The organism is Streptomyces sp. NPDC046465 (genome assembly GCF_040646035.1).
Classification (GTDB): Bacteria; Actinomycetota; Actinomycetes; order Streptomycetales; family Streptomycetaceae; genus Streptomyces.
The window spans coordinates 59,726-83,954 of record NZ_JBEYZK010000006.1 but is presented as its reverse complement, the minus strand read 5'-3'; the positions used below and the strand labels follow the sequence as shown (position 1 = coordinate 83,954).

At 71.1% G+C, this 24,229-nt stretch carries 18 protein-coding genes; 2 read left to right on the top strand and 16 right to left on the bottom strand.

From position 1 onward, the window contains the following. Positions 1-107 precede the first annotated feature (107 nt). The 5 genes from ilvC to ABZ953_RS11275 form a co-directional block, all read right to left on the bottom strand. Positions 108-1,106 carry a ketol-acid reductoisomerase gene (gene ilvC / locus ABZ953_RS11295; protein WP_361720420.1) on the bottom strand — a complete coding sequence of 333 codons (999 nt, stop codon included), beginning with the start codon at positions 1,104-1,106 and terminating at the stop codon, positions 108-110. 115 nt (positions 1,107-1,221) lie between these two features. After that, positions 1,222-1,749, bottom strand: coding sequence for an acetolactate synthase small subunit (gene ilvN, locus ABZ953_RS11290; protein ID WP_361720417.1), 528 nt, complete (start codon positions 1,747-1,749; stop codon positions 1,222-1,224). A 29-nt stretch (positions 1,750-1,778) separates the two neighbouring features. Next, positions 1,779-3,626, bottom strand: a complete 1,848-nt coding sequence (locus ABZ953_RS11285; protein ID WP_361720414.1) for an acetolactate synthase large subunit — start codon at positions 3,624-3,626, stop codon at positions 1,779-1,781. 235 nt (positions 3,627-3,861) lie between these two features. Next, positions 3,862-6,807 (bottom strand): EAL domain-containing protein, encoded by a 2,946-nt coding sequence (locus ABZ953_RS11280; protein ID WP_361721004.1) that lies wholly within the window; start codon positions 6,805-6,807, stop codon positions 3,862-3,864. A 437-nt stretch (positions 6,808-7,244) separates the two neighbouring features. Then, a complete protein-coding gene (locus ABZ953_RS11275) occupies positions 7,245-8,198 on the bottom strand; it encodes a 2-hydroxyacid dehydrogenase (RefSeq protein ID WP_361720411.1) in 954 nt (317 codons plus the stop codon). A gap of 117 nt (positions 8,199-8,315) precedes the next feature. Between ABZ953_RS11275 and ABZ953_RS11270 the strand changes: the two genes are divergently transcribed. Next, positions 8,316-9,341, top strand: a complete 1,026-nt coding sequence (locus tag ABZ953_RS11270; RefSeq protein ID WP_361720408.1) for an aldo/keto reductase — start codon at positions 8,316-8,318, stop codon at positions 9,339-9,341. An 89-nt stretch (positions 9,342-9,430) separates the two neighbouring features. Beyond that, on the top strand, positions 9,431-10,588 hold the full coding sequence (locus tag ABZ953_RS11265) for a PQQ-dependent sugar dehydrogenase (RefSeq protein ID WP_361720405.1): 1,158 nt from the start codon (positions 9,431-9,433) through the stop codon (positions 10,586-10,588). Here the strand turns inward: ABZ953_RS11265 and ABZ953_RS11260 are convergent, their stop codons facing one another. The 11 genes from ABZ953_RS11260 to gatC all read right to left on the bottom strand — a co-directional run bounded on the left by ABZ953_RS11260 (position 10,589) and on the right by gatC (position 24,206). Continuing rightward, positions 10,589-10,834, bottom strand: a complete 246-nt coding sequence (locus ABZ953_RS11260) for a DUF6191 domain-containing protein (protein WP_361720402.1) — start codon at positions 10,832-10,834, stop codon at positions 10,589-10,591. It abuts the gene before it with no gap. 81 nt (positions 10,835-10,915) lie between these two features. Further along, positions 10,916-14,044, bottom strand: a complete 3,129-nt coding sequence (locus tag ABZ953_RS11255; protein ID WP_361720399.1) for an AAA family ATPase — start codon at positions 14,042-14,044, stop codon at positions 10,916-10,918. A gap of 67 nt (positions 14,045-14,111) precedes the next feature. After that, positions 14,112-14,291, bottom strand: a complete 180-nt coding sequence (locus ABZ953_RS11250; protein ID WP_361720396.1) for a hypothetical protein — start codon at positions 14,289-14,291, stop codon at positions 14,112-14,114. A 197-nt stretch (positions 14,292-14,488) separates the two neighbouring features. Then, the gene (locus ABZ953_RS11245) at positions 14,489-15,142 is read right to left on the bottom strand and encodes a hypothetical protein (protein ID WP_361720393.1); all 654 of its coding nucleotides are present in this window, start codon (positions 15,140-15,142) and stop codon (positions 14,489-14,491) included. Positions 15,143-15,177: 35 nt separating this feature from the next. Continuing rightward, a complete protein-coding gene (locus ABZ953_RS11240) occupies positions 15,178-15,756 on the bottom strand; it encodes a GNAT family protein (RefSeq protein ID WP_361720390.1) in 579 nt (192 codons plus the stop codon). After that, a complete protein-coding gene (locus tag ABZ953_RS11235; RefSeq protein WP_361720387.1) occupies positions 15,725-18,034 on the bottom strand; it encodes an MMPL family transporter in 2,310 nt (769 codons plus the stop codon). Before ABZ953_RS11235 ends, ABZ953_RS11240 begins: the two co-directional genes overlap by 32 nt. 215 nt (positions 18,035-18,249) lie before the next feature. Continuing rightward, positions 18,250-20,379 (bottom strand): phosphocholine-specific phospholipase C, encoded by a 2,130-nt coding sequence (locus ABZ953_RS11230; protein WP_361720384.1) that lies wholly within the window; start codon positions 20,377-20,379, stop codon positions 18,250-18,252. A gap of 265 nt (positions 20,380-20,644) precedes the next feature. Continuing rightward, a complete protein-coding gene (gene gatB, locus ABZ953_RS11225; protein ID WP_361720381.1) occupies positions 20,645-22,159 on the bottom strand; it encodes an Asp-tRNA(Asn)/Glu-tRNA(Gln) amidotransferase subunit GatB in 1,515 nt (504 codons plus the stop codon). 16 nt (positions 22,160-22,175) lie between these two features. Continuing rightward, on the bottom strand, positions 22,176-22,415 hold the full coding sequence (locus ABZ953_RS11220; protein ID WP_361720378.1) for a hypothetical protein: 240 nt from the start codon (positions 22,413-22,415) through the stop codon (positions 22,176-22,178). After that, positions 22,412-23,905 (bottom strand): Asp-tRNA(Asn)/Glu-tRNA(Gln) amidotransferase subunit GatA, encoded by a 1,494-nt coding sequence (gatA, locus tag ABZ953_RS11215; protein ID WP_361720375.1) that lies wholly within the window; start codon positions 23,903-23,905, stop codon positions 22,412-22,414. The genes ABZ953_RS11220 and gatA overlap by 4 nt, the downstream gene beginning before the upstream one ends. Before the next feature lie 4 nt (positions 23,906-23,909). Next, positions 23,910-24,206 carry an Asp-tRNA(Asn)/Glu-tRNA(Gln) amidotransferase subunit GatC gene (gatC, locus tag ABZ953_RS11210; RefSeq protein WP_010984178.1) on the bottom strand — a complete coding sequence of 99 codons (297 nt, stop codon included), beginning with the start codon at positions 24,204-24,206 and terminating at the stop codon, positions 23,910-23,912. Positions 24,207-24,229 lie beyond the last annotated feature (23 nt).

The window sequence follows — 24,229 nt, the reverse complement described above, 5'->3', positions numbered from 1 at the left end:
GCGCCACGGCGGCCGACATGCGCCTCCGTGGAAGGATCACTCGTCCGTGGCTGGACGAGGTGGACAACGCCGGAGGGGGTGACCCCCTCCAGCGTGTCCGCAATGCCTCACTCCTCGTCGTTGACCCAGGACATCAGCTTGCGCAGCTCCTTGCCCGTGGTCTCCAGGAGGTGGTTCTCGTCCTGGCTCTTGTACTCGTTGTACTTCTTCAGACCACCGTGGTACTCGTCCATCCAGTTCTTGGCGAACGTGCCGTCCTGGATCTCGGTGAGGACCTTCTTCATCTCGGCCTTGGTGGCGTCCGTGATGATCCGCGGGCCGGTGATGTAGTCGCCCCACTCGGCGGTCTCGGAGACCGACCAGCGCATCTTCTCCAGGCCGCCCTCGTACATGAGGTCCACGATCAGCTTCAGCTCGTGGAGGCACTCGAAGTACGCGATCTCCGGCTGGTAGCCCGCCTCGGTCAGCGTCTCGAAGCCCGCCTTGACCAGCGCGGCGGTGCCGCCGCAGAGCACGGCCTGCTCGCCGAAGAGGTCGGTCTCGGTCTCCTCGGTGAAGGTCGTCTTGATGACGCCCGCACGCGTGCCGCCGATGCCCTTGGCGTACGAGAGCGCCAGCGGGAAGCCCTTGCCCGTGGCGTCCTGCTCGACGGCCGCGATACACGGAACGCCGCGGCCCTCCTCGTACTGGCGGCGGACCAGGTGGCCGGGGCCCTTCGGGGCGACCATGCAGACGTCGACGCCCTCGGGGGCCTTGATGAAGCCGAAGCGGATGTTCAGGCCGTGGCCGAAGAACAGCGCGTCGCCGTCCTTGAGGTTGTCCTTGATGGACTCCTCGTAGACCTGGGCCTGGATCGGGTCCGGCACCAGGATCATGATGACGTCGGCCTCGGCCGCCGCCTCGGACGGGGTGACGACCCGCAGGCCCTGCTCCTCGGCCTTGGCCTTGGACTTGGAGCCCTCGTGCAGACCGACGCGGACGTCGACACCCGAGTCGCGCAGCGACAGCGCGTGGGCGTGGCCCTGGCTGCCGTAGCCGATGACCGCGACCTTGCGGCCCTGGATGATGGACAGGTCGGCGTCGTCGTCGTAGAACAGCTCGGCCACTGGGAATCTCCTATGTGTGCTGGTGTTGCGTCCCACCGTACGGCGGGTTCAGTGAGGGAAGTCCGCGGGTCTCGCCATGCGGGCGGACCCGGGGGCGGGTTCCGGCCGGTCGGCCTCAGGCCGACCGGTCGAGCGCCCGCAGGCTGCGGTCCGTGATGGAGCGGGAGCCGCGGCCGATCGCGATGGTGCCGGACTGGACGAGCTCCTTGATGCCGAAGGGCTCCAGCATCTTGAGCATGGCCTCCAGCTTGTCGCTGCTGCCGGTCGCCTCGATGGTGACGGCCTCCGGGGAGACGTCCACGGTCTTGGCGCGGAACAGCTGGACGATCTCGACGACCTGGGAGCGGGTCTCGTTGTCGGCGCGGACCTTCGCCAGGACGAGTTCACGGGCCACGGCGGCGCCCGGCTCCAGTTCGACGATCTTCAGGACGTTGACGAGCTTGTTGAGCTGCTTCGTGACCTGTTCGAGCGGCAGGTCCTCGACATTCACGACGATGGTGATGCGGGAGATGTCGGGGTGCTCGGTGACGCCCACGGCGAGCGAGTCGATGTTGAAGCCGCGGCGCGAGAACAGGGCGGCGATCCGGGCGAGGATGCCGGGGGTGTTCTCGACCAGGACGGAGAGCGTGTGCTTGGTGGACATGACTCTGGGTCTCTCTTTCGCTCTCGGTCTCAGTCGTCTTCGTTGTCGCCGAAGTCGGGGCGGACGCCCCGGGCGGCCATGACCTCGTCGTTCGAGGTGCCGGCGGCCACCATCGGCCAGACCTGGGCGTCCTCGTGCACGATGAAGTCGACGACGACGGGCCGGTCGTTGATGGCGTTGGCCTCGGCGATGACCTTGTCGAGGTCCTCGGGGCGCTCGCAGCGCAGCGCCACACAGCCCATGGCCTCCGACAGCTTCACGAAGTCCGGGACGCGGGTGCCCTTGTTGGGGCCGATGTCCTCGGGACCGCTGTGAAGGACGGTGTTGGAGTAACGCTGGTTGTAGAACAGCGTCTGCCACTGGCGGACCATCCCGAGGGCGCCGTTGTTGATGATGGCGACCTTGATCGGGATGTTGTTCAGGGCGCAGGTGGTGAGCTCCTGATTGGTCATCTGGAAGCAGCCGTCGCCGTCGATCGCCCAGACCGTGCGGTCGGGGCGGCCCGCCTTGGCGCCCATCGCGGCCGGGACCGCGTAGCCCATCGTCCCGGCGCCGCCGGAGTTGAGCCAGGTGGCCGGGGTCTCGTACTCGATGAAGTGCGCGGCCCACATCTGGTGCTGGCCGACGCCCGCCGCGAAGATCGTGCCCTCCGGGGCGAGTTGGCCGACGCGCTCGATGACGTGCTGCGGCGAGAGGGAGCCGTCCTCGGGCTGCGTGTAGCCGAGCGGGTAGGTGTCGCGCCAGCGGTTGAGGTCGGCCCACCAGGCGGTGTAGTCGCCGGTGTGGCCCTCGGTGTGCTCGGCCTGGACCGCCTGGACGAGGTCGGCGATGACCTCGCGGGCGTCGCCGACGATCGGCACGTCGGCGGTGCGGTTCTTGCCGATCTCGGCCGGGTCGATGTCGGCGTGCACGATCTTCGCGTACGGGGCGAAGCTGTCCAGCTTGCCGGTGACACGGTCGTCGAAACGGGCTCCGAGGGCGACGATCAGGTCGGCCTTCTGCAGCGCGGTGACGGCGGTGACCGCTCCGTGCATGCCCGGCATTCCCACGTGCAGCTCGTGACTGTCGGGGAATGCGCCGAGCGCCATCAGTGTGGTGGTGACGGGCGCTCCGGTGAGTTCTGCCAGGACCTTCAGCTCGGCGGTGGCCTGGGCCTTGATGACGCCGCCGCCGACGTACAGGACCGGCCGCTTGGCGGCGGTGATCAGCTTGGCCGCCTCGCGGATCTGCTTGGCGTGCGGCTTGGTCACCGGGCGGTAGCCGGGCAGGTCCTGCTGCGGCGGCCAGGAGAACGTCGTCTGCGCCTGCAGCGCGTCCTTCGCGATGTCCACGAGGACGGGGCCCGGACGGCCGGTGGAGGCGATGTGGAAGGCCTCCGCGATGGTCCGCGGGATGTCCTCGGCCTTGGTGACCAGGAAGTTGTGCTTGGTGATCGGCATCGTGATGCCGACGATGTCCGCCTCCTGGAAGGCGTCCGTGCCGATCGCCTTGGAGGCCACCTGGCCGGTGATCGCGACCATCGGGACGGAGTCCATGTGGGCGTCGGCGATCGGGGTGACCAGGTTGGTGGCGCCGGGGCCGCTCGTCGCCATGCAGACGCCGACCTTGCCGGTGGCCTGCGCATACCCGGTGGCCGCGTGCCCCGCGCCCTGCTCGTGACGGACCAGCACGTGCCGCACCCGGGTGGAGTCCATCATCGGGTCGTACGCCGGAAGGATGGCTCCGCCGGGAATGCCGAACACGGTGTCGGCCCCGACCTCCTCGAGAGAACGAATGAGGGACTGCGCACCCGAGACGTGCTCGACAGGGGTGGACTGGTGTCCTGAGGTTCGGGGCCGCGGCTGCGGATGGTGGGCCCCGGAGGCCTGCTCGGTCATCGGCATTCTCTTCTCGAAGCTGAGGGTTTTTGCGGGGGTTTTGCGGTGGTTTGGCAGGTGCCAATGCAACAAAAAACCCCTCGTGCCGTGAGGCAAGCGAGGGGAGCGCGCCGGGTGCGGTCGCTGGGGTTGACGGTGTTCGGACCGGTCAGTCCCAGCTTCAGCCGACGCGCTTTCCAAGTACGAGAATTCGGGTGCGCATGGCATTGACCCTCCCCCCGGCACGCAGTGCCTGTCAAGTAGGTGGGATGGGGGTCTCATTATGTGAGCGGGCATAGGTCGTGGGACCACCCGTGTACGCCGCCGGGGTCCCGCTGAACAACGCCGTGGGCCCGCCTCCGTACGCACTGGAGGGACTGCTCGCGTACGTCCCCGCGGGCCCGCCCGCGAGCACCGGCTCGGCCGGACCGAGCGGCACCGGATACTCCCCGATGGAGAGCGCCCGGCGCAGCCGGTACTCGTCGAGGGCCCCGGCGAACGCCGTCCCCTGTCCGTGCGTGCAGCCCATGGCGCGGAGCGCGACCGCCTGCTCGGGCAGGTCGACGCCGTCCGCCACGGAGAGCAGCCCCAGGTCGCCCGCGATGCGCAGCAGCCCCGAGGTGATCTTGTGCAGGCGGGCGGACTCCACGACACCCTCGACCAGACCGCGGTCCAGCTTCAGGATGTCCACCGGGAGCCGGCGCAGTGCTGTGATCGCCGCATAGCCGCTGCCGAAGCCGTCGAGCGCGATGCGCACGCCCAGCCTGCGCAGCGAGGCGAGACGGCGCTCCAGGTCGTCGAGCGAGACCCGCGGGTCAGTTCCGGCGAGCTCGATGATGAGCGCGCCGGAGGGCAGCCCGTGCCGGGTCAGGAGCGACTCGATGGAGGCCAGCGGCATGGAGCGGTCGAGGAGGCGGCGTGCGCTCATCCGCACGGCGACGGGCACCGCGTGGCCGGTCCTGCCGCGCTCGGCGGCCTGCTCGACGGCCGCCTCGAACATCCAGCGGCCGAGCTCGGCCGCGCGCCCGGCGTCCTGGCGCTCGCCCCTCTCGGACACCCGCAGGAACTCGGCGGGCGTGAAGAGGACGCCCTGCGCCGAGCGCCAGCGGGCCTGGGCCGAGACCGCCGTGATCCGGCCATCGTCCAGTGCGACCACGGGCTGGTGCAGCAGCGCGAACTCGCCGTCGTGCAGGGCGGCGCGCAGCCGGGTGGCGAGCTCCGCCTTGCGCACGACGTCGGCCTGCATCTGCGGGGCGTACAGCTCGACGCGCCCCTTGCCCGCGGCCTTGGCGCGGTACATCGCGAGGTCGGCGTTGCGCAGCAACTCCCCGGCACCGATGCCCGGTTCGGCGAAGGCCACGCCGATGGACGCCGCTACGCGCACGTCGTTGCCGTCGATGGCGTAGGGCTGGGACAGGGTGATTCTCAGCCGGTCGGCGAGCTCATAGATGTGCCGTTCTCTCGCGGCCTGGTCTCTGGTGCCGTCGCCGACGATGAGGGCCGCGAACTCATCGCCGCCGAGCCGGGAGGCGGTGTCGCCCGAACGCACCGCCTCCTGAAGTCTGCGCGCCGCCTGGATGAGGAGCTCGTCACCGGCCTGGTGTCCGATGGTGTCGTTGACGGCCTTGAAGCCGTCGAGGTCGATGAAGAGCACGGCCGTGCCGCGGTCGGTGACTCTGCGGCCGGTCAGGGCCTGGCCCACGCGCCGGGTGAACAGGGCGCGGTTGGGCAGGTCGGTGAGCGGGTCGTGCTCGGCGTTGTGCTGCAACTGCGCCTGGAGACGGACCCGTTCGGTGACGTCCCTGCTGTTGAAGATGAGGCCGCCCTGGTGGCGGTTGACGGTGGACTCCACGTTCAGCCAGTCGCCGTCGCCGGACTTGAAGCGGCACTCGATGCGGGTGGTGGGCTCCTCGACGGGGTTGGCGGCGAGGAATCTGCGGATCTCGTGGACGACCCGGCCGAGGTCTTCGGGGTGCATGAGCGTGGCGAGTTCGCAGCCGACGAGCTCTTCGGCGTCTCGGCCGTAGACCCCGGCGGCGGCCGGGCTCACGTAGCGCAGGATGCCGTTCGGTGCGGCGATCATGATGACGTCACTGGAGCCCTGGACCAGCGATCTGAAGTGGTTCTCCTTCTGGGCCAGTTCCTGGGTCAGCGTGATGTTGTCCATGAGCATGATGCCCTGGCGCACCACGAGGGCGAGCACCACGGTGCCGCCCGTGAAGAGCACGACGCGGTCGACGCGCTGGCCGCTCAGGACGTTGTACAGAATCCCCAACGTGCAGACGGCGGCGGCGAGATACGGCGTGAGGGCGGCCAATGAACCGGCGATCGGACGGGTCGCCGCGGTCCGCGGCTCCTCGGGTCCACTGTCGTACGACACGCGCGTGTGGCCCGGTCCGTTCACCTCGCGCGCGTGCCAGGGGGCGGCCCACGGGGCGTACGCGAGGAGCAGTGAGCCCGCGAACCATCCCGCGTCGAGCATCTGGCCCGAGCGGTAGGCGGCGTGCAGCAGCGGTGAGGTGAAGAGGGCGTCGCACATCACGGTCAGGGCGAGCGCGCCGATCGCGGTGTTCACCGGGGTGCGATGGGCGGACGAGCGTCTGAAGTGCAGCGCGAGGACCATGCTGACCAGCGCGATGTCGAGGAGGGGGTAGGCGAGGGAGAGCGCGTCCTGGGTGACGCCCTGGCCCTCGAACCTCGCGGCACTCGCGAGCGCCAGGCTCCAGGAGAGCGTCAGGAGCGAGCCTCCGATGAGCCAGGCGTCGAGGCCGAGGCAGACCCAGCCGGCCCGCGTCACGGGGCGCTTGGCCAACACGAGCAGGCCGATGATGGCGGGCGGGGCGAAGCACAGGAAGAACACGTCGGCGAGGCCGAGCGGCGGCACTCTTTCGTCGAGCACCACCTCGTACCAGCCCCACACCGCGTTGCCCAGGGCTGCCATCGCGGAGGAGAGCGCGAACAACAGCCATGCGGGTCGAAAGCGGCTGCGCCGGGTGCGGGCGTACCGGAAGCAGGAGACCGCGGCTGCCGCGGCGGCGACACTCAGGCCGAAGTCCCCCATGATCAGGGCGAGTCGGTCGGAGCCCCAGCCGAGCGCGGAGCCCGCGGCATACGCGCCGCAGACCAGCAGGAGGGCCAGCTGGGAGGCGAGGCCGCGGCCGCCCGGCAGCGGCCGTCGGACCGAAGGCGTCCTGGGCGACAGCGCCGCAAGGCCCCCGTCGAGGACGGCGGTGGCGGTCACGCGGGCACTCACCGGGCCGCCTCGGTACGCGCCGCTCCCGCGTCCGCCCGGCCCGGACGCCGGCCGGGCCGGCACGGGCGCTGGTGCGTGCGGCGACGGGCGCTCGTGCGACTCCCTGCTCGCCTGCGCCTGCGGGGCGGTGTGCGCCAGAGTCGGCGGCTGCGCTCCCGCCGCGTCGGATCTTTCGCCCATAGGCCATACATCGCCCGTCGCCCCCCTCGCAGTCTGATGTCTCATCCCCAGCGCCGAAGGGTCCACGGCGCATCCCCTGTCGGGACGATACACCAGACTCGTCACTCAGGGACATAGCTCCTCTACGCTCAGTGACTGTCGGCGGGAAAGCGGACACGGGGCGCACGCAGGCGGCTGCGGAGCGTGCACAAAACGCTTCCGAGCGATCAACTGCCCGTGGTCAGCACGATGTTGTCGACAGGCTTCCCGGCCGCGTACGCGGTCAGCTGCGCGGCAAGGAGTCGCTTGGCGCGCGGCCCGAAGGCGGACGACGAGCCTCCCACGTGCGGGCTGATGAGCGCTCCGGGAGCCTGCCACAGGCGGTGACCTGCGGGCAGCGGTTCTGGATCGGTCACATCGAGAGCGGCGGTGATGCGGCCCGACTCCAGTTCGATGACGAGCGCTTCGGTGTCGACGACGGGGCCGCGGGCGACGTTCACGAGCAGCGCGCCGTCCTTCATGCGGGCCAGGAAGTCGGCGCCCACCAGCCCACGTGTGGCCTCTGTGAGCGGTGTCGAGAGGATGACGATGTCCGCTGCGGCCAGCAAGGACGGCAGGTCGGCGAGGGGGTGCACGGGGCCGCGCTCTGTGGCACGGGCGGAGCGCGCGACGCGCGCCACCCGCGCGCATTCGAAGGGGGCGAGCCTGTCCTCGATGGCCGCGCCGATCGATCCGTACCCCACGATGAGCACGGACTTGTCGGCGAGGGCCGGATAGAACCCCGACCGCCACTCCTCCTTCCGCTGTCCCTCCACGAAGCGCGGAACACCCCGCAGGGACGAGAGGATCAGGGTGAGCGCGAGCTCGGCGGTGCTCGCTTCGTGCACACCCCGCGCGTTGCACAACCGCACACCGGGCGCGAGGTACTTGATCCCCGGTTCCACGTGATCGATGCCCGCGGTGAGGGTCTGTACGACGCGTACGGACGTCATCGCGGACAGGGGGCGTACGGCGGTCTCGGTGTCCTTCATATAGGGCACCACATAGAAGGCGCAGTCGGCCGGGTCCGCGGGGAACTCCGGTCCGCCGTCCCAGAATCGGTAGGTGAGGCCCGCCTCGGAGGCCTCGGGCAGCCCCGGGACCTCGTGCGCTTCATACGGAAGCCATACATCTGTCGTCATGGCTGGAGGCTAGTGCGCGCCGTCCGGATGGCGCCCCCGGGGAGGCAGCGCTCGGGGCCGGGGCGTCAGCGGTTAGTTTTGATGATCTCCGGACGGAGAGTGGGAGGGTACGGCCAGGTGGAGCGCAGGACGATCGGCGCGGGGGCGCTCGAAGTGGGTGCCGTCGGACTCGGCTGCATGCCGATGAGCTGGGCATACACCGGCTCGCGGCAGCGCGGCGACGCGTCGGTGCGCACGGTGCACGCCGCCCTGGACGCGGCCGGCGCCGACGGTGGCGGGGTGACGCTGCTTGACACCGCGGACATGTACGGGCCCTTCACCAATGAGCTGCTGATCGGCAGGGTGCTCAAGGAACGGCGCGCCGAGGCGTTCGTGTCCACCAAGTGCGGGCTGCTCGTCGGCGAGCAGCACATCGTCGCCAACGGCCGCCCCGGCTATGTGAAGCGGGCCTGCGACGCGTCACTGCGGCGGCTGCAGACGGACACCATCGACCTGTACCAGCTGCACCGCCCCGACCCCGAGGTGCCCATCGAGGAGACCTGGGGCGCGATGGCCGAGCTCGTCGCCGCGGGCAAGGTGCGGGCGCTCGGCCTCTGCGCGATGGGGGCGCGCTCGCACCGGCGTGCGGCGCCGGGGCGCCCGGGGCCGGGGCTGCACGACGGAACGATCCGGCTCCTCGAACGGGCGCAGCAGGTGTTTCCGGTGAGCGCGGTGGAGGCCGAGCTGTCGGTGTGGTCGCCGGAGGCCCTTGACGCGCTGCTGCCGTGGTGTGCGGCGCGCGGGATCGGCATTCTCGCGGCGATGCCGCTGGGGAACGGTTTCCTCACGGGAACGCTGACGCCGGGCCAGGGCTTCGAACCGGACGACCTGCGGGCCCGCCATCCCCGCTTCACCGCCGAGATGATGGCGGCGAACCAGTCCCTTGTGGTGGGGTTGCGCCGCGTGGCGGAGCGACACGGAGCGACACCTGCGCAGGTCGCACTCGCCTGGGTCCTCGCGCAGGGCCGGTACGTGGTGCCGATACCCGGGGCCAAGCGGGCGCGCTGGGCGGTCGAGAACGCCGGGGCCGCGGCGGTGCGGCTGACGGAGAGGGACCTGGCGGAGATCGCGGCGCTGCCCGCGGCGCTCGGGTCGTGGGACTGAGGGGGCGTTCTCGTGACGGCGGAACGGGAACCTGCGGGGCGCCGTCGGTGTATGAACAGGAGAAGCGCTGCGTCGAAGGGAACCTGATCGTGCAACGACCTGCTGTTACGGCTGTACTTGCCGCTGCCGCCCTCGTGTTCGCGGCCGGGTGTTCCTCGGGCGGCGGCGACGAGCCGGACCGCCGCGAGAGCCCATCGGACCGGAAGTCCAGCCACGCCCCCACCGGCAAGGCGGGCGCCGAGGCACCACCCGAGAAGGGTTCCGCCGAGGTCACCCGCACCCTGACCACCGGCCTCAAGTCCCCCTGGGGCCTCGCGCCACTGCCCGGCGGCGACCTCCTCGTCTCCTCGCGCGACGAGGGGACGATCACCCGGGTCGACGGGAAGACGGGCAAGAAGACGGAGCTCGGCACGGTGCCCGGCGTCGCCCCCGGCGGCGAGGGCGGCCTCCTCGGCCTCGCCCTCTCCCCTTCCTACGCGTCGGACCACTTGGTGTACGCGTACTTCACGACGGAGTCCGACAACCGCATCGCCCGCATGCTGTACGAGGAGGCGAAGCCGTCCGGTGAGCAGCTCGGCGCACCGGACACGGTCTTCAAGGGCATCCCCAAGGGCATGATCCACAACGGCGGCCGGATCGCCTTCGGCCCGGACAAGATGCTGTACGCGGGAGCGGGTGAGACGGGCGAGACCGGCCTCGCGCAGGACAAGAAGTCCCTGGGCGGCAAGATCCTCCGCCTCACTCCGGACGGCGATCCGGCCCCCGGCAACCCCTTCGACGACTCCCCCGTCTATTCGTACGGCCACCGCAATGTGCAGGGCCTGGCCTGGGACGAGCAGAAGCGGCTGTGGGCCTCGGAGTTCGGCCAGGACACCTGGGACGAGCTGAACGAGATCAAGGCCGGTGGCAACTACGGCTGGCCGGAGGCCGAGGGCAAGGCGGGCGAGGAGGGCTTCCGCGATCCGGTCGCCCAGTGGAAGACGTCGGAGGCCTCACCGAGCGGCGTCGCCTATGCCGAGGGTTCCGTCTGGATGGCGGGTCTGCGCGGTGAGCGGTTGTGGCGCGTCCCGGTACGGGGCGTGGACGGCGAGCCGGAGCCGCAGGCCTTCCTGAAGGGCGAGCACGGCAGGCTGCGCACGGTCCTCGCGGCGGGCGGCGACAAGCTGTGGGTGGTCACGAGCGAGACGGACTCCCGGGGGACACCGGAGAAGGGCGACGACAAGATCCTGGAAGTGGAAGTGCAGTAGTCAGCTCGGTGACTCGTCGGGGTCCGAAGAAGCACCTTCATCGGAAGAAGCATTTTCATCGGAGGACGCATCGCTGCGCGGGGTCGGCACAGGCGGGCGTACGACCACCTTTCCCGAGGTCAGGTCTATCGGGCCGCGTCCCGGGTCGCCGTCGGCGAGATCGACGCGCGCCAGCTCGAGGCGCTTCTGCTCATCGTCGGTGTGCTTGCGGCCCGGCGCGAACAGGGCCTCGATCGCGTTGAACACTGCGCCTCCAAGGAACCGAGTCTCTGCCGTCAAGCGTAAGCGAGGCCGCCGAAAACCCGGCCGGTCCACCGAACGCGCAGGTCAGCGAGTGGCCTGCGGCTGAACGTCGGTCGACGGGAACAACCGCAGCCGGTGGGCGAGCGCGGCGGCCTCGCCGCGGCCGGTGACGGACAGCTTGGCGAGGATGTTGGAGACGTGGACGCTCGCCGTCTTCGGGGAGATGAAGAGCTCCTCGGCGATCTGGCGGTTGCTGCGGCCCACCGCGACCAGGCGCAGGACGTCCCGTTCCCGGCTGGTCAGGCCCAGCGCCTCCGCGGGGTCCGCCGGGGCGGCGGGGGCGCGCGTGGCCTCCGTGGGGCGCAGGGTGAGGCGGGCCCGCTGGGCGAGTCCGGTGATGGCGTCGGAGAGCGGCCGGGCGCCGAGCCGGTCGGCCACCTCTGTGGCCTGGCGCAGCAGCCGGGCGGCGCGGTCGCGGTCGGTGGTGTCGGGGGCGAGGAGGGATTCGGCCAGGCGCAGGCGGGCCCGCGCGAGGTCGTAGGGGCGGTCGAGCGGTTCGAGGGCGGCGATGACCGCGGACCAGTCGTCGGGGCCGTCGCTGCCCTCGGAGCGCAGGAGTTCCGCGCGGGTCCACTCGTCGTAGACCCGCCAGAGCGGGATGGGGGTGGCGAGGGACTTGGCGGCGGTGCGGATGGCTTCGACGGTGGCGGGGCGGCCGGGCTCGGCGGCGGGCAGGCCCCGGGCGTCGGCCTCCATGGAGGCGGCGGCGAGCAGCAGGGGCCAGGCGTACCGCTGGGTGCCCACGGGGAAGCCGGTGGTGAGGGCGCGTTCGAGCTCGGCGCGGCCGTCCAGGACCCGGCCCTCGCCCGCGGCTATGCCGAGGGCGATGCGGGTCAGCGGCAGGAAGTACTGCGGCTGCGGGTCGTGGCTGCCGTAGTGGTGGTGGGCGGACTGCATGTGGCGGGTCGCGGCGGCGTGGTCGCCGCGCGAGAGCGCCAGGCGCGCGGAGCACTGGGCGGCGGAGCCCCGGGGCTTGGAGCTCTGCGCGCAGCGGTGGGTCCGTGCGACGGCGTCGGCGCACTCGTCCCAGCGGCCGAGGGCGAACAGGGACTCGGCGGCGTTGGCCCAGACCCAGCCCTCGGTGTCCACCAGGCCGTACTTCCGGCAGAACTCGACGCCTTCCATCGAGACCTTCACGGCCTCGGCGGAGCGGCCGACGCCCTCAAGGGCGGAAGGGAGGTTGATGTGCGCCCGGTTCAGGTCGGTGACCAGGGCTTCGGCGATGACGCGCTCCCTGACCTCGTACATCTCGGCGAGGCCCGCCTCCGGGTCGCCCGCCTCGATGAGGAGGTTGCCGCGGGTGAGGCGGGCATTGAGTTCGATGGTGTCGGCCTTGACCATGCGGGCGTACTCGACGGCGCGTTCGGCGGCGGCCAGGGTCTCGGGGCCCGGGTCGTGCAGCATGCCCCAGGAGGCACGGTGGACGAGGACGTCGGCGTGCACCTCGGAGGGCGGCAGGCCGCGCATCAGCTCCTGGGCCTTGGCGATCTCCGTCCAGCCGTCGCCGCGGCCGAGGGTGGAGACGATGCTGGAGCGGGCCACCCAGAACCAGGCGGCGCGCAGGGGGTCGTGCTCGTCGTCCAGGAGGCGCAGGGCGCGCTTGGTGATCTTCAGGGCGCGTTCGCGTTCACCGCAGAGGCGTCCTGCGACGGTGGCCTCGGCCATCAGGTCGAGGTAGCGCAGCGGGGTGGTGGCCGGGTCGCAGCCGCCGGGGGCCTCGCCGCATCCTTCGGGCAGCGGGGGCGAGTAGCCCACGACGTAGTCGGCGGGGCGGAGTTCGTCGCGGACGGTTTCGGGGGCGTCGTCCCACAGCTCCATCGACCGTTCGAGGAGGCGCAGTTGCTCGGCGTAGGCGTGCCGGTGGCGGGCCTCGACGGAGGCGGCGAGCACGGCGGGCAGGGCCTTGGCGGCGTCGTGCGCGTAGTACCAGTAGGTGGCGAGGCGGGCGGCGCGCTGGTCGGCGGAGACGAGGGCGGGGTCGGCCTCAAGAGCCTCGGCGAAGCGGCGGTTGATGCGGGAGCGTTCGCCGGGCAGCAGGTCGTCGCTGACCGCCTCGCGGACCAGGGAGTGCCGGAAGCGGTAGCCGTCACCGTCGGGGGATGCGAGCAGGATGTTGGCGCCGACGGCGGCCCGCAGTGCCTCGATCAGGTCGTCCTCGCCGAGCCCCGCGACCTCGGCGAGCAGTTCGTACTCGACGGTGGAGCCGCCCTCGGCGACGATCCGGGCGACCCGCTGGGTGTCCTCGGGCAGCTCCTCGACGCGGACGAGGAGCAGATCGCGCAGGGAGTCCGTCAGGCTGGCGCAGCTGCTGCCGTGGGAGGCGACGGCCAGCTCCTCGACGAAGAAGGCGTTGCCGTCGGAGCGGTCGAATATGTCGTCGACCAGGCTCTGTTCGGGCTCGGCCGCGAGGATACCGGCCATCTGGCGGGCGACCTCGTGCTTGCTGAAGCGGCCGAGTTCGATGCGGCGCACGGTGCGCAGCCGGTCGAGTTCGGCGAGCAGGGGGCGCAGGGGGTGACGGCGGTGGATGTCGTCGGCCCGGTAGGTGGCGAGCAGGACGAGGCGGCCGCCGCGCAGGGTGCGGAAGAGGTAGGCGAGGAGGTGGCGGGTGGAGGCGTCGGCCCAGTGCAGGTCCTCCAGGGCGACGACGACCGTGCGGTCGCGGGAGAGGCGCTCCAGGAGGCGTGCGGTGAGTTCGAAGAGGCGGGCCATGCCCTGTTCGTCGGGGCGGCTGCCGGGGCCGTGGCCGTGCGGGGCCGCTCCGGCCAGTTCGGGCAGGATGCGGGCGAGCTCCTCCTCCTGGCCCTCGGCCGCGGCGGCCAGCTCGTCGGGCAGGCGGCGGCGCAGCGAGCGCAGCGCGGCGGAGAAGGGCGCGAACGGCAGGCCGTCGGCGCCGATCTCGACGCAGCCGCCGGTCGCGACGACGGCGCCCCGCCGCTCGGCGGCGACGGTGAACTCCTCGATGAGGCGGGTCTTGCCGACGCCCGCCTCACCGCCGAGCAGCAACGCCTGCGGCTCGCCCGGCCCGGGGCCCCCGGCTCCTTCGAGGGGGGCACCCGTGGCGCGGGCGAGCGCTTCGTTCAGTGCGCCCAGTTCATCGGTGCGACCGACGAACACGGGGCTGACGGACCTGGTCTCCACAGCGGCGAGCATCGCACAGCGTGCGGACGGTGCGGCACCCGTTATCCGAGGAGCGGACACCAGGGCCGGTCTGCGCATCTCAGGCGGCCCGGGTGAAGCGGGACTTCCAGGCCGACGCGCTCACCTGCCCCTCTGCTTCGTCGCGGGCCGATCGGCGGGCGGCGGCGCGGTTCCTGCGGGCCTCGCCGACGAGGCGGCGGTGGGCGGCCTCCCGGCTCAGTTCGGCGGCGCGCATCTGGTGCATCTCGTACTCGAACATCTCGTACCCCTCGGTTCGTTGACGGTGGTATCGCCGGTGTCGTGCTCTGCGATGTCTCCACTGTCGTTTCCCAGGGGGGTCGCCCACATCGGGCGGCTGCCGCATCTCCGGGGCGCCCGGGGCCTTAGATACGACGAAGGGCGGGGCGGGGGCCTTAGCCCCTGCCCCGCCCCTGCCTTACCCGCAGGTTCGACGGCTCAGGAAGGTGCCGACGGCAGTCCGAGCAGCAGGTCGCTGTACTTGGCGACGGCGAGGACGAGACCGATCACGCCGAGCGCGACACCCGCCCACGCCACCGACTTGATCCACGGCGCCTGCTCCTTGCCGGGCGCGCCGAACGCGGGCCTGACCAGGACGAGGAAGCCGACGACCAGCGCGGCGAGCGCGAAGAGGCCCGCGATCAGCGCGGTGGCCTGCCAGGAGTCTCCGTAGAGCGCCTGGAGCTGGTCGGAGACGCTCGCGGACTGCTTGGTCTCCAGCTGTCCCATGATGTTGGAGCGGGCGCCGGCGATCGTGCCGAGCCAGCCGCCGGAGAGGCCGATCACGCCGAGCGCGGCGGAGACGACGGCCGCGGCGCCCTGGCCGACGCCGGTGGACCTGGCGGGCCGGACCTCGGCGTCGTACGTGTCATCGGCCTCGGCGGCGTCCTCGTCCACCTCGGCTTCGGCCCCGGGGACGGCGTCGGACGGCTCCCCGGACTTCGTGACGTCGGCCTTCGGCGCCTCCGTCTTCGCTTCCGACGTGTCGGAACCGGTCACTTCCTCGGTCTGGTCGGCGTCCTTGGCTCCGGTGGCGTCCTTGGCTCCGGTGGCAGCCTTCGCCCCGGTCGCGGCGTCTGTCTTGGTACCCATGCTGCGCACCGTACGGACGGAGTCTGAGAGCTCTCTTAACGAACGGGGGCCGCGGGCCCCGCGCCGTCCCGCAGCGCCCGCCACTCGGGGGCGAGGACGGACCAGACCTCCATGTCGTGCCGGATGCCCTGCCACGGGAAGCTCTCGCGCAGCACGCCGTCCTTGACGAATCCGAGCCGCTCGGCGGCGGCCCTGCTGCGGTCGTTGAGCGAGGAGACCAGCCACTCCACGCGGTGCATGCCGCGCTGGTCCACGGCCCAGTCGATGAGGACCTTGGAGGCCTTGTTCACGAGACCGCGCCCGGCGGCCGACGGCTCCAGCCAGACGCCGACCTCGCAGCCGTCGACGCTCGTGTCGAAGATGCGGAAGAAGACACCGCCGACGAGCGTGCCGTCCAGCCAGATGCCGCAGAAGCGCCCGGTGTCGCCGGCGTGCTTGTCGGCGTGCCTCTGGAGCACGTTCCGCGCGGATTCGAGGTCTTTCACGGTCGCGGTGAAGGGCACCCACGGCCCCGCGTACTCCCGCGCCCGCTCGATGTGTTCGAGGAACTCCTGCGCCTGCCACGGCTCCAGCGGCCGCAGCTCAGCCCCCTCGGCCAGCGTTGTCGCGAACATCCCGCCCCTTCAGATCACTCATGTCACTCAGGTCGCTCAGATCGCTCAGATCGCTCAGATCGTCGTCTGCGTCCGGCTGTGCGGGGATCCTCGCACGCGCGCCGCGCGACTTCGAACGAGATTCGGGCGGCTCGATGCTGATGCGCGGCAGGAGGCGGTCAAGGCCGCGCGGCAGCCACCAGTTGGCGCCGCCGAGCAGGTGCATCAGCGCCGGTACGAGCAGGGTGCGCAGCACGAAGGCGTCGAGCGCGACGGCCGCGGCGAGCGCGATGCCGAACATCGCGATGACCCGGTCGCCGCTGAGGACGAAGGCGAGGAAGACCGAAATCATGATCACGGCCGCGGAGTTGATGACGCGGCTGGTCTCGGCGAGGCCGACGCGGACGGCCCGCCGGTTGTCGCCGGTCTCCAGCCACTCCTCGTACATCCGGCTGACCAGGAAGACCTGGTAGTCCATGGAGAGGCCGAAGAGGACGGACACCATGATCACCGGCAGGAACGGCTCGATCGGCCCGGCCCTGCCGAGTCCGAGCAGTTCGCTCCCCCAGCCCCACTGGAAGACCGCGACGACGATCCCGAAGGCGGAGGCGACCGCGGCGACGTTCATCACGGCGGCCTTCAGCGGGATCCCGATGGAGCGGAAGGCCAGCAGGAGCAGGACGCAGCCGAGGCCGATGACCACGCCCACGAAGAGCGGGAGCTTGCCGACGATGATCTCCGCGAAGTCGTCGTAGCTCGCGGTGACACCGCCGACGTGCACGTCGAGCGAGCTGTCCGCCGCGGCCCGGGGCAGGACGTCCGCACGCAGCCGGTCGACGAGTGCGCTGGTCGCCTCGGACTGCGGAGCCGTGTCGGGTACGACGGTGAGGAAGGCGGCGCGGCCGCTTTCGCCGTGCGTCACCGGGCTCACGGAGGCGACGCCCTCGGTCGACCGCAGCGTCGTGGCGAGGTCGTCGACGGCCGTCCGGTCACCGGCCCCGTAGACCTCGCTGACCAGGGTCAGGGGTCCGTTCACGCCGGGCCCCCAGCCCTCGGCGAGGAGGTCGTACGCCTGCCGTGTGGTGGTCTTCGCCGGGTTGTTGCCCTGGTCGGAGGTGCCCAGGTGCAGGGCGAAGGCGGGCAGCGCGAGGACGGCCATGACGAGGACCGCGAGGGCGCCGAGGAGCCGCGGGTGGCGCTCGACGAAGGCGGCCCAGCGGGCGGCGAACCCGGTCGGCAGCTCCGGTTCGGGCCCGTGCGCGGCGAGTCCGCGGCGCTCGCGGCGGCTGAGCGCGCGCGGGCCGATCCAGGCGAGGAGGGCGGGCAGCAGGGTGACGGAGGCGGCGACGGTGAGGACGACGGTCAGCGAGGCGGCGATGGCGACGCCGTTCAGGAAGCTGAGCCGCAGGATGAGCATGCCGAGCAGGGCGATGCAGACGGTGGCGCCCGCGAAGACGACGGCGCGTCCGGTGGTGGCGACGGCGCGCTCGGCGGCGACGGCCACGGGCAGGCCCCGTCTGAGGCCCTTGCGGTGCCGGGTGACGATGAAGAGGGCGTAGTCGATGCCGACGCCGAGCCCGATCAGGGTGCCGAGCATCGGCGCGAAGTCCGCGACCGTCATCAGGTGGCCGAGCAGGACGATGCCCGCGTACGCGGTGCCGACGGACACCAGGGCCGTGGCGATGGGCAGGGCGGAGGCGGCGAGCGAGCCGAAGGCGAGGAAGAGGACGACGGCGGCGACGGCCACCCCGACGACCTCGGCGACCTGGGCGCTCTTGGACTCGGTGAGTCCGATGGCGGTACCGCCGAGCTCGATTTGCAGCCGGTCGGAGGCGGCGGCCTTGGCGGTGTCGACGACTTCTCGCGCGTCGGCCCTTTCGATTTCGTCGGCCTGCTCGCGGAAGGTGACGGTGGCGTACGCGGTGCGGCCGTCCGCGCTGATCTGCCCGGCGACCTGCTCGGCGCCCTTGCCACCGTAGGGACCGGTCACGGAGTCCACGGCGGGCAGCCCGGAGATCTTGTCGAGCGCGTCGGACATCGTCTGCTCGACGTCGGCGGCGCGGACCGTGGTGCCGGGTCCGGTGTGCCAGACGACGGTGTCGCTGTCGCCGCCGAGGCCGGGGAAGTTGTCGTTCAGGAGCTCGCTCGCACGGCCCGACTCGGTGCCCGGCACGTCGTAGTCGTTCGAGTACGCGGTTCCGGCGACCGCGGCGGCCGACGCGGTCGCGCCGAGAGCGAGGAGCCACAGCAGGACGACGACGAGACGGCGTCTGACGCACCACCGGGCGAGTGCTGCCACGGACTGACTCCCTGGATGTTCTGTGGATCTTCACCGGGAGCAGCAGCCGACAACTGGGGCCCGCAAAGAACGCATGAGTGGCGACATGAGCGCAGCTGTCACTTTGACAGCCCTTGGAGATCATTGGCCCCTTTCGTGGCCATCCTCACAAGAGCACAAGCCGCGAGGCGCGCGGGGCACACAGCGGGCCCTCACCCCGCGCGCCGGGTCGGGCCTCAGCCCGAGACGCTCGTACGTCCGTTCTCGATGTGTCCCATGAGCCGTCGGCGGAAGGCGGAGTCGCCGTCGGCGGTCACCTCGACGTCGTACCAGCCGTGCTCGTCGGCGGTGTGCCAGGCGACCGTGCGGCTGCTGCCCGCCTTGACGCGGACGGTCCGTGTGCGCGACCTGATGTCGTCCTCGTCCACGTATCCGAGCGGCTTGACGGTGAAGACGAGCGAGTGGCGGCCGCGGTTGGCCAGGGTGAGGTGGATCTCGCGCCGGGTGATCGCGGACGCGAGCCGCGCGCCCCCGCCGCCCTTGCCGCCCTTGCCGCCCTTGCCGCCCTTGCCGCCCGCGAACTCGCGCCGGAAGCCGTTCGGCCCGGTGATGGTGAAGGCGTACGCGTCGCCCGGCACCGGCACCGTCCAGGAGCCCTTGCGCACGACGTCCTGGTGCTGGGGGACCTTGAACTCCCCGGCGTACGGATAGAGCGCGAAGTGCGCGCTGGAGCTGCCGCCGTTGCGCAGCCGCACCGTGAGCGTGCCGTCCTCGCCGGGCCGCGCGTCCGCGTCGGGCTGGTACGGCAGCGGGCGGGCGCGGCGGGCGCCGGGCTCCTGGACCGGCATGGACTGCTTCAGGGGCGGCTGCGGGGCCCAGCGGCCGCTGAACGCCGGTATGGAGCCGGGCTGTTCGACGTCGGGCTGCCGGTGGCCGCGGTGGAAGTCGAACGCGCCGGTGAGGTCGCCGGTGACCTTGCGGCGCCAGGCGCTGATGTTGGGCTCCCGCACGCCGGTCCACTTCTCCAGGAAGCGCACGACGGAGGTGTGGTCGAAGACCTCGGAGCAGACGTACCCGCCGACGGTCCACGGCGAGACGACGAGCATCGGCACGCGCACGCCGAGCCCGGTGGGCCTGCCCTCCCAGCGCTCCTCGCGCTCCTCCGCGGAGTCGCCGCCGGGCACGGGCGGCGGGACGTGGTCGAAGAAGCCGTCGTTCTCGTCGTAGTTGATGAAGACGGCGGTGCGGCGCCAGACGTCGGGGTGGGAGGCGAGGGCGTCGAGGATCTTGTAGACGATGGTCGCGCTGTGGATCGGCGAGGAGACGCTGGGGTGCTCGGAGTCCTGGGCGGAGGGGACCAGATAGGTGACCTTCGCGAGCTTGCCGGCCGCGACGTCCTTGGCGAACTCCTCGGCGAGCTTGCCGGTGGGCACGCGCCGCAGACCGCGCTCGAAGAGCGAACGCTCGGCCTTGGAGAGGGCCTTGACGCCCTTCTCCAGGTCGGCGAGCAGCTTGCCGCGCTCGGCCTCGTCCTTGGCGTCGCGCACCTTGGCGTAGAACGCCTCCATGAAAGTGACGCCCGTCCCGGCGAGGACCTTGCGGGCGATGGCCTTGAAGGTGGTGAAGAACTCGATCTGGTTGTCGGTGAAGTTCTCCCACTCGGTGTACGTCCGCCAGCTCACGCCCGCCTTCTCCAGGCGCTCGGCGTACGTGCCCCAGCCGTATCCGGGGTGCTTGCCCTCGTCGTACGCGTCGTTGCCGACGGCCCGTTTGCCGTTCGCCTCGTAGCCCGTCTTCCCGCTCCACAGGTGGTTGCGGTTGGGGCTGGTGGAGCTGTGGATGGAGGAGTGGTAGGCGTCGCAGACGGTGAAGGTGTCGGCGAGTTCGTAGTGCAGCGGGATGTCCTCGCGCGTGTAGTACGCCATCGTGGCCGCCGTCTTGGCGGTGATCCAGCCGTCCATCCAGCCGTCGTGCCAGGCCGTGGCGCCGCCGCCCCAGGAGTGGTCGAGCGCGCCGATGTACTGGAGGTCCTTCTTCTGGGTCTCGGCGGCCTGCCGGACCGGGAAGGGCAGGATCGCGCGCAGGACGCCGGGCTGCTCGAACACCGGCTTGCCGCCGGGCAGTTGGACGGCGTTGCGGTCGCCGAAGCCGCGCACGCCGCGCAGGGAGCCGAAGTAGTGGTCGAAGGACCGGTTCTCCTGCATCAGGATCACCACGTGCTCGATCGAGTCGAGGCCGCCACCGCGCGGCGGCTCGTGCGCGAGCGCTTCCTGCAACGACGGCGGCAGGAACGAGCCGACGGTGGCGACGCCCAGGGCGCCACCGCCGATCGCCATCAGGCGTCTGCGCGAAATCTCCGGAGTCACGTGCGACCTCCCAGTCGACATCCAATGGTTCTCTGACGATCCATTGACCTGTACGGCGGGGACGCTAGTGACGTCCGGTTTCCCTGTGAAGGCTGCGGGACGAAGTCGGGGTGAACGTCCAAAAGGTCTCGGACCCGGACGCGTTGGTGAAACGCGAGGTGGTGAGGGAAACGCGAGGCGATGAGGGCACGCGCAGCGATGAAGGTACGCGAAAGGGGCGGCGCGCCCCGTGGGTGCGCCGCCCCCTTCGTCCGGGGAAGAGCCGTCAGCCCTCGCTGACGCCCAGCTTCTCCAGGATCAGTTCCTTGACGCGGGCCGCGTCGGCCTGGCCGCGGGTGGCCTTCATGACCGCGCCGACCAGGGCGCCGACCGCCGCGACCTTGCCGCCGCGGATCTTGTCCGCGACGCCCTGGTTGCCTGCGATGGCCTCGTCGACGGCGGACGTCAGCGCGCCCTCGTCCGAGACGACCTTCAGGCCGCGCTTCTCGACGACCTCGTCCGGCGTGCCCTCGCCCGCGAGGACACCCTCGAAGACCTGGCGCGCCAGCTTGTCGTTCAGATCGCCCTTGGTGACGAGCTCGGCCACCCGGGCGACCTGCACCGGGGTGACCGGCAGCTCGTCCAGGGCCCTGCCCGACTCGTTGGCGTTGCGGGACAGTTCGCCCATCCACCACTTGCGCGCGGCAGCCGAGTCGGCACCCGCCTCGATCGTGGCGACGATGGGGTCGACCGCACCGGCGTTCAGGATCGACTGCATGTCGTGCTCCGTGACGCCCCACTCCTCACGGAGACGGTTGCGGCGCACACGCGGCATCTCGGGCAGCCCGGCCCGCAGCTGCTCGACCCACTCGCGGGCCGGGGCGACGGGGACGAGGTCGGGCTCCGGGAAGTACCGGTAGTCCTCGGCGTTGTCCTTGATGCGGCCCGACGTCGTGGAGCCGTCCTCCTCGTGGAAGTGACGGGTCTCTTGGATGATCGTGCCGCCGTCGTTCAGGACGGCCGCGTGACGCTGGATCTCGAAGCGCGCCGCGCGCTCCACGGAGCGCAACGAGTTGACGTTCTTCGTCTCGCTGCGCGTGCCGAACTCCTGCTGCCCGTGGGGGCGCAGCGAGAGGTTCACGTCGCAGCGCATCTGGCCCTTGTCCATCCGGGCCTCGGAGACGTCGAGCGCCTTGATGAGCTCGCGCAGCTCGGCGACGTACGCCTTGGCGACCTCGGGGGCCCGCTCGCCTGCGCCCTCGATCGGCTTGGTGACGATCTCGATGAGCGGGATGCCCGCGCGGTTGTAGTCGAGCAGGGAGTGCGAGGCGCCGTGGATACGGCCCGTCGCGCCACCGACGTGCGTCGACTTGCCGGTGTCCTCCTCCATGTGGGCGCGCTCGATCTCCACGCGGAAGATCTCGCCGTCCTCCAGCTGGACGTCCAGATAGCCGTTGAAGGCGATCGGCTCGTCGTACTGGGAGGTCTGGAAGTTCTTCGGCATGTCCGGATAGAAGTAGTTCTTCCGGGCGAAGCGGCACCACTCGGCGATCTCGCAGTTCAGCGCGAGGCCGATCTTGATCGCGGACTCGACGCCGATCTCGTTGACGACCGGCAGGGCGCCGGGCAGGCCGAGACAGGTCGGGCAGGTCTGGCTGTTCGCGTCCTGCTTGAGCGTGGTCGAGCAGCCGCAGAACATCTTGGTCTTGGTGCCGAGCTCGACATGGACCTCGAGGCCCATGACGGGGTCGTACGTCGCGAGGGCTTCCTCGTACGACACCAGGTCAGAAGTGACAGTCACGGTGAAACTTTCCCTCTCAGCCCAGCAGGACGTCGTCGTCGCCGAGGCGCTTGAGCTCACGCAGGAGCAGCGCGACGCCGGTGGCGATGGCGGCAGCGGAGACCACGGCGTCCACGAGACGGAGCGTGTCGTTGTCGTAGCGGGCCTTCTTGGCCTGCTTCAGCACGGAGACCGCGCCGAACGCGGTGGTGCCGATCGACAGGTACGTGCCGGTCTTGGACTTCTTGAAGCCCTTGGCCTTGTTCAGTGCACTCACAGCGACGGTGCCTCCTCAAGCAGCGGGTGTCCCCACCTTTCCACGAAGGCGGCCTCGACGGCAGCGCCGACCTTGTACAGCCGGTCGTCCTTCATGGCGGGGGCGATGATCTGCAGCCCGACGGGCAGGCCGTCCTCCGGCGCGAGGCCGCAGGGCAGCGACATGGCGGAATTGCCCGCCAGGTTGGTCGGAATGGTGCACAGGTCCGCGAGGTACATCGCCATCGGGTCGTCGGCGCGCTCGCCGATCGGGAAGGCGGTGGTCGGCGTCGTCGGGGAGACGATCACGTCGACCTGCCCGAAGGCGGCCTCGAACTCGCGGGTGATGAGGGTGCGGACCTTCTGGGCGCTGCCGTAGTACGCGTCGTAGTAGCCGGAGCTCAGGGCGTACGTGCCCAGGATGACGCGGCGCTTGACCTCGTCGCCGAAGCCCGCCTCGCGGGTCAGCGCGGTGACGTCCTCGGCCGAACGGGTGCCGTCGTCGCCGACGCGCAGGCCGTAGCGCATGGCGTCGAAGCGGGCGAGGTTCGAGGAGCACTCGGAGGGCGCGATCAGGTAGTACGCGGAGAGCGCCAGGTCGAAGGTCGGGCAGTCCAGCTCGACGATCTCGGCACCGAGCTCCTTGAGCAGCTCGACGGACTCGTCGAAGCGCTGGACGACACCGGCCTGGTAGCCCTCGCCGCGGAACTGCTTGACGACACCGACGCGCATGCCCTGTACGGAGCCGTTGCGCGCGGCCTCGACGACCGGCGGGACCGGGGCGTCGATGGACGTCGAGTCGAGCTCGTCGTGGCCTGCGATGGCCTCGTGCAGCAGCGCGGCGTCGAGGACGGTGCGGGCGCAGGGCCCGCCCTGGTCGAGGCTGGAGCTGAACGCGACCATGCCGTAGCGGGAGACGCCGCCGTAGGTCGGCTTGACGCCGACCGTGCCGGTGACGGCCGCGGGCTGGCGGATGGAGCCACCGGTGTCGGTGCCCATCGCGAGCGGGCTCTCGTACGCGGCGAGGGCGGCGGAGGAGCCGCCGCCGGAGCCGCCCGGGATGCGGGTGAGGTCCCAGGGGTTGCCGGTGGGGCCGTAGGCGCTGTTCTCGGTGGAGGACCCCATGGCGAACTCGTCCATGTTGGTCTTGCCGAGGATGACCACGTCGGCGGCCTTCAGGCGCCGGGTGACCGTCGCGTCGTACGGCGGGATCCAGCCCTCGAGGATCTTCGAGCCGACCGTGGTCGGGATGCCCTCGGTGGTGAAGATGTCCTTCAGCGCGATCGGGACGCCGGCCAGCGGGCCGAGCTTCTCGCCCCTGGCGCGCTTCTCGTCGACGGCGCGGGCCTGCGCGAGGGCGCCCTCGCGGTCGACGTGCAGGAAGGCGTGCACCTTCTCGTCGACGGCCTCGATACGGGCCAGGTGGGCCTCGGTGACCTCGACGGCGGTGAGCTCGCCGGAGGCGATCCTCGACGCGATGTCGGCGGCCGTGAGCTTGATGATGTCCGTCATGTTCTTAGTCCTCCCCCAGGATCTGCGGCACCTTGAAACGCTGCTGCTCCTGGGCGGGAGCGCCCGAGAGCGCCTGCTCGGGGGTGAGCGACGGACGGACCTCGTCCGCGCGCATGACATTCGTCAGCGGCAGCGGGTGCGAGGTCGGCGGTACGTCTTGGTCGGCGACCTCCGAGACGCGGGCGACCGCGCCGATGATGTCGTCGAGCTGTCCGGCGAAGTGGTCGAGCTCCTCGGCCTTCAGCTCCAGACGTGCAAGGCGGGCGAGGTGGGCGACCTCCTCGCGCGTGATGCCAGGCATGCGGCGATCCTCAGGGGTGGTGA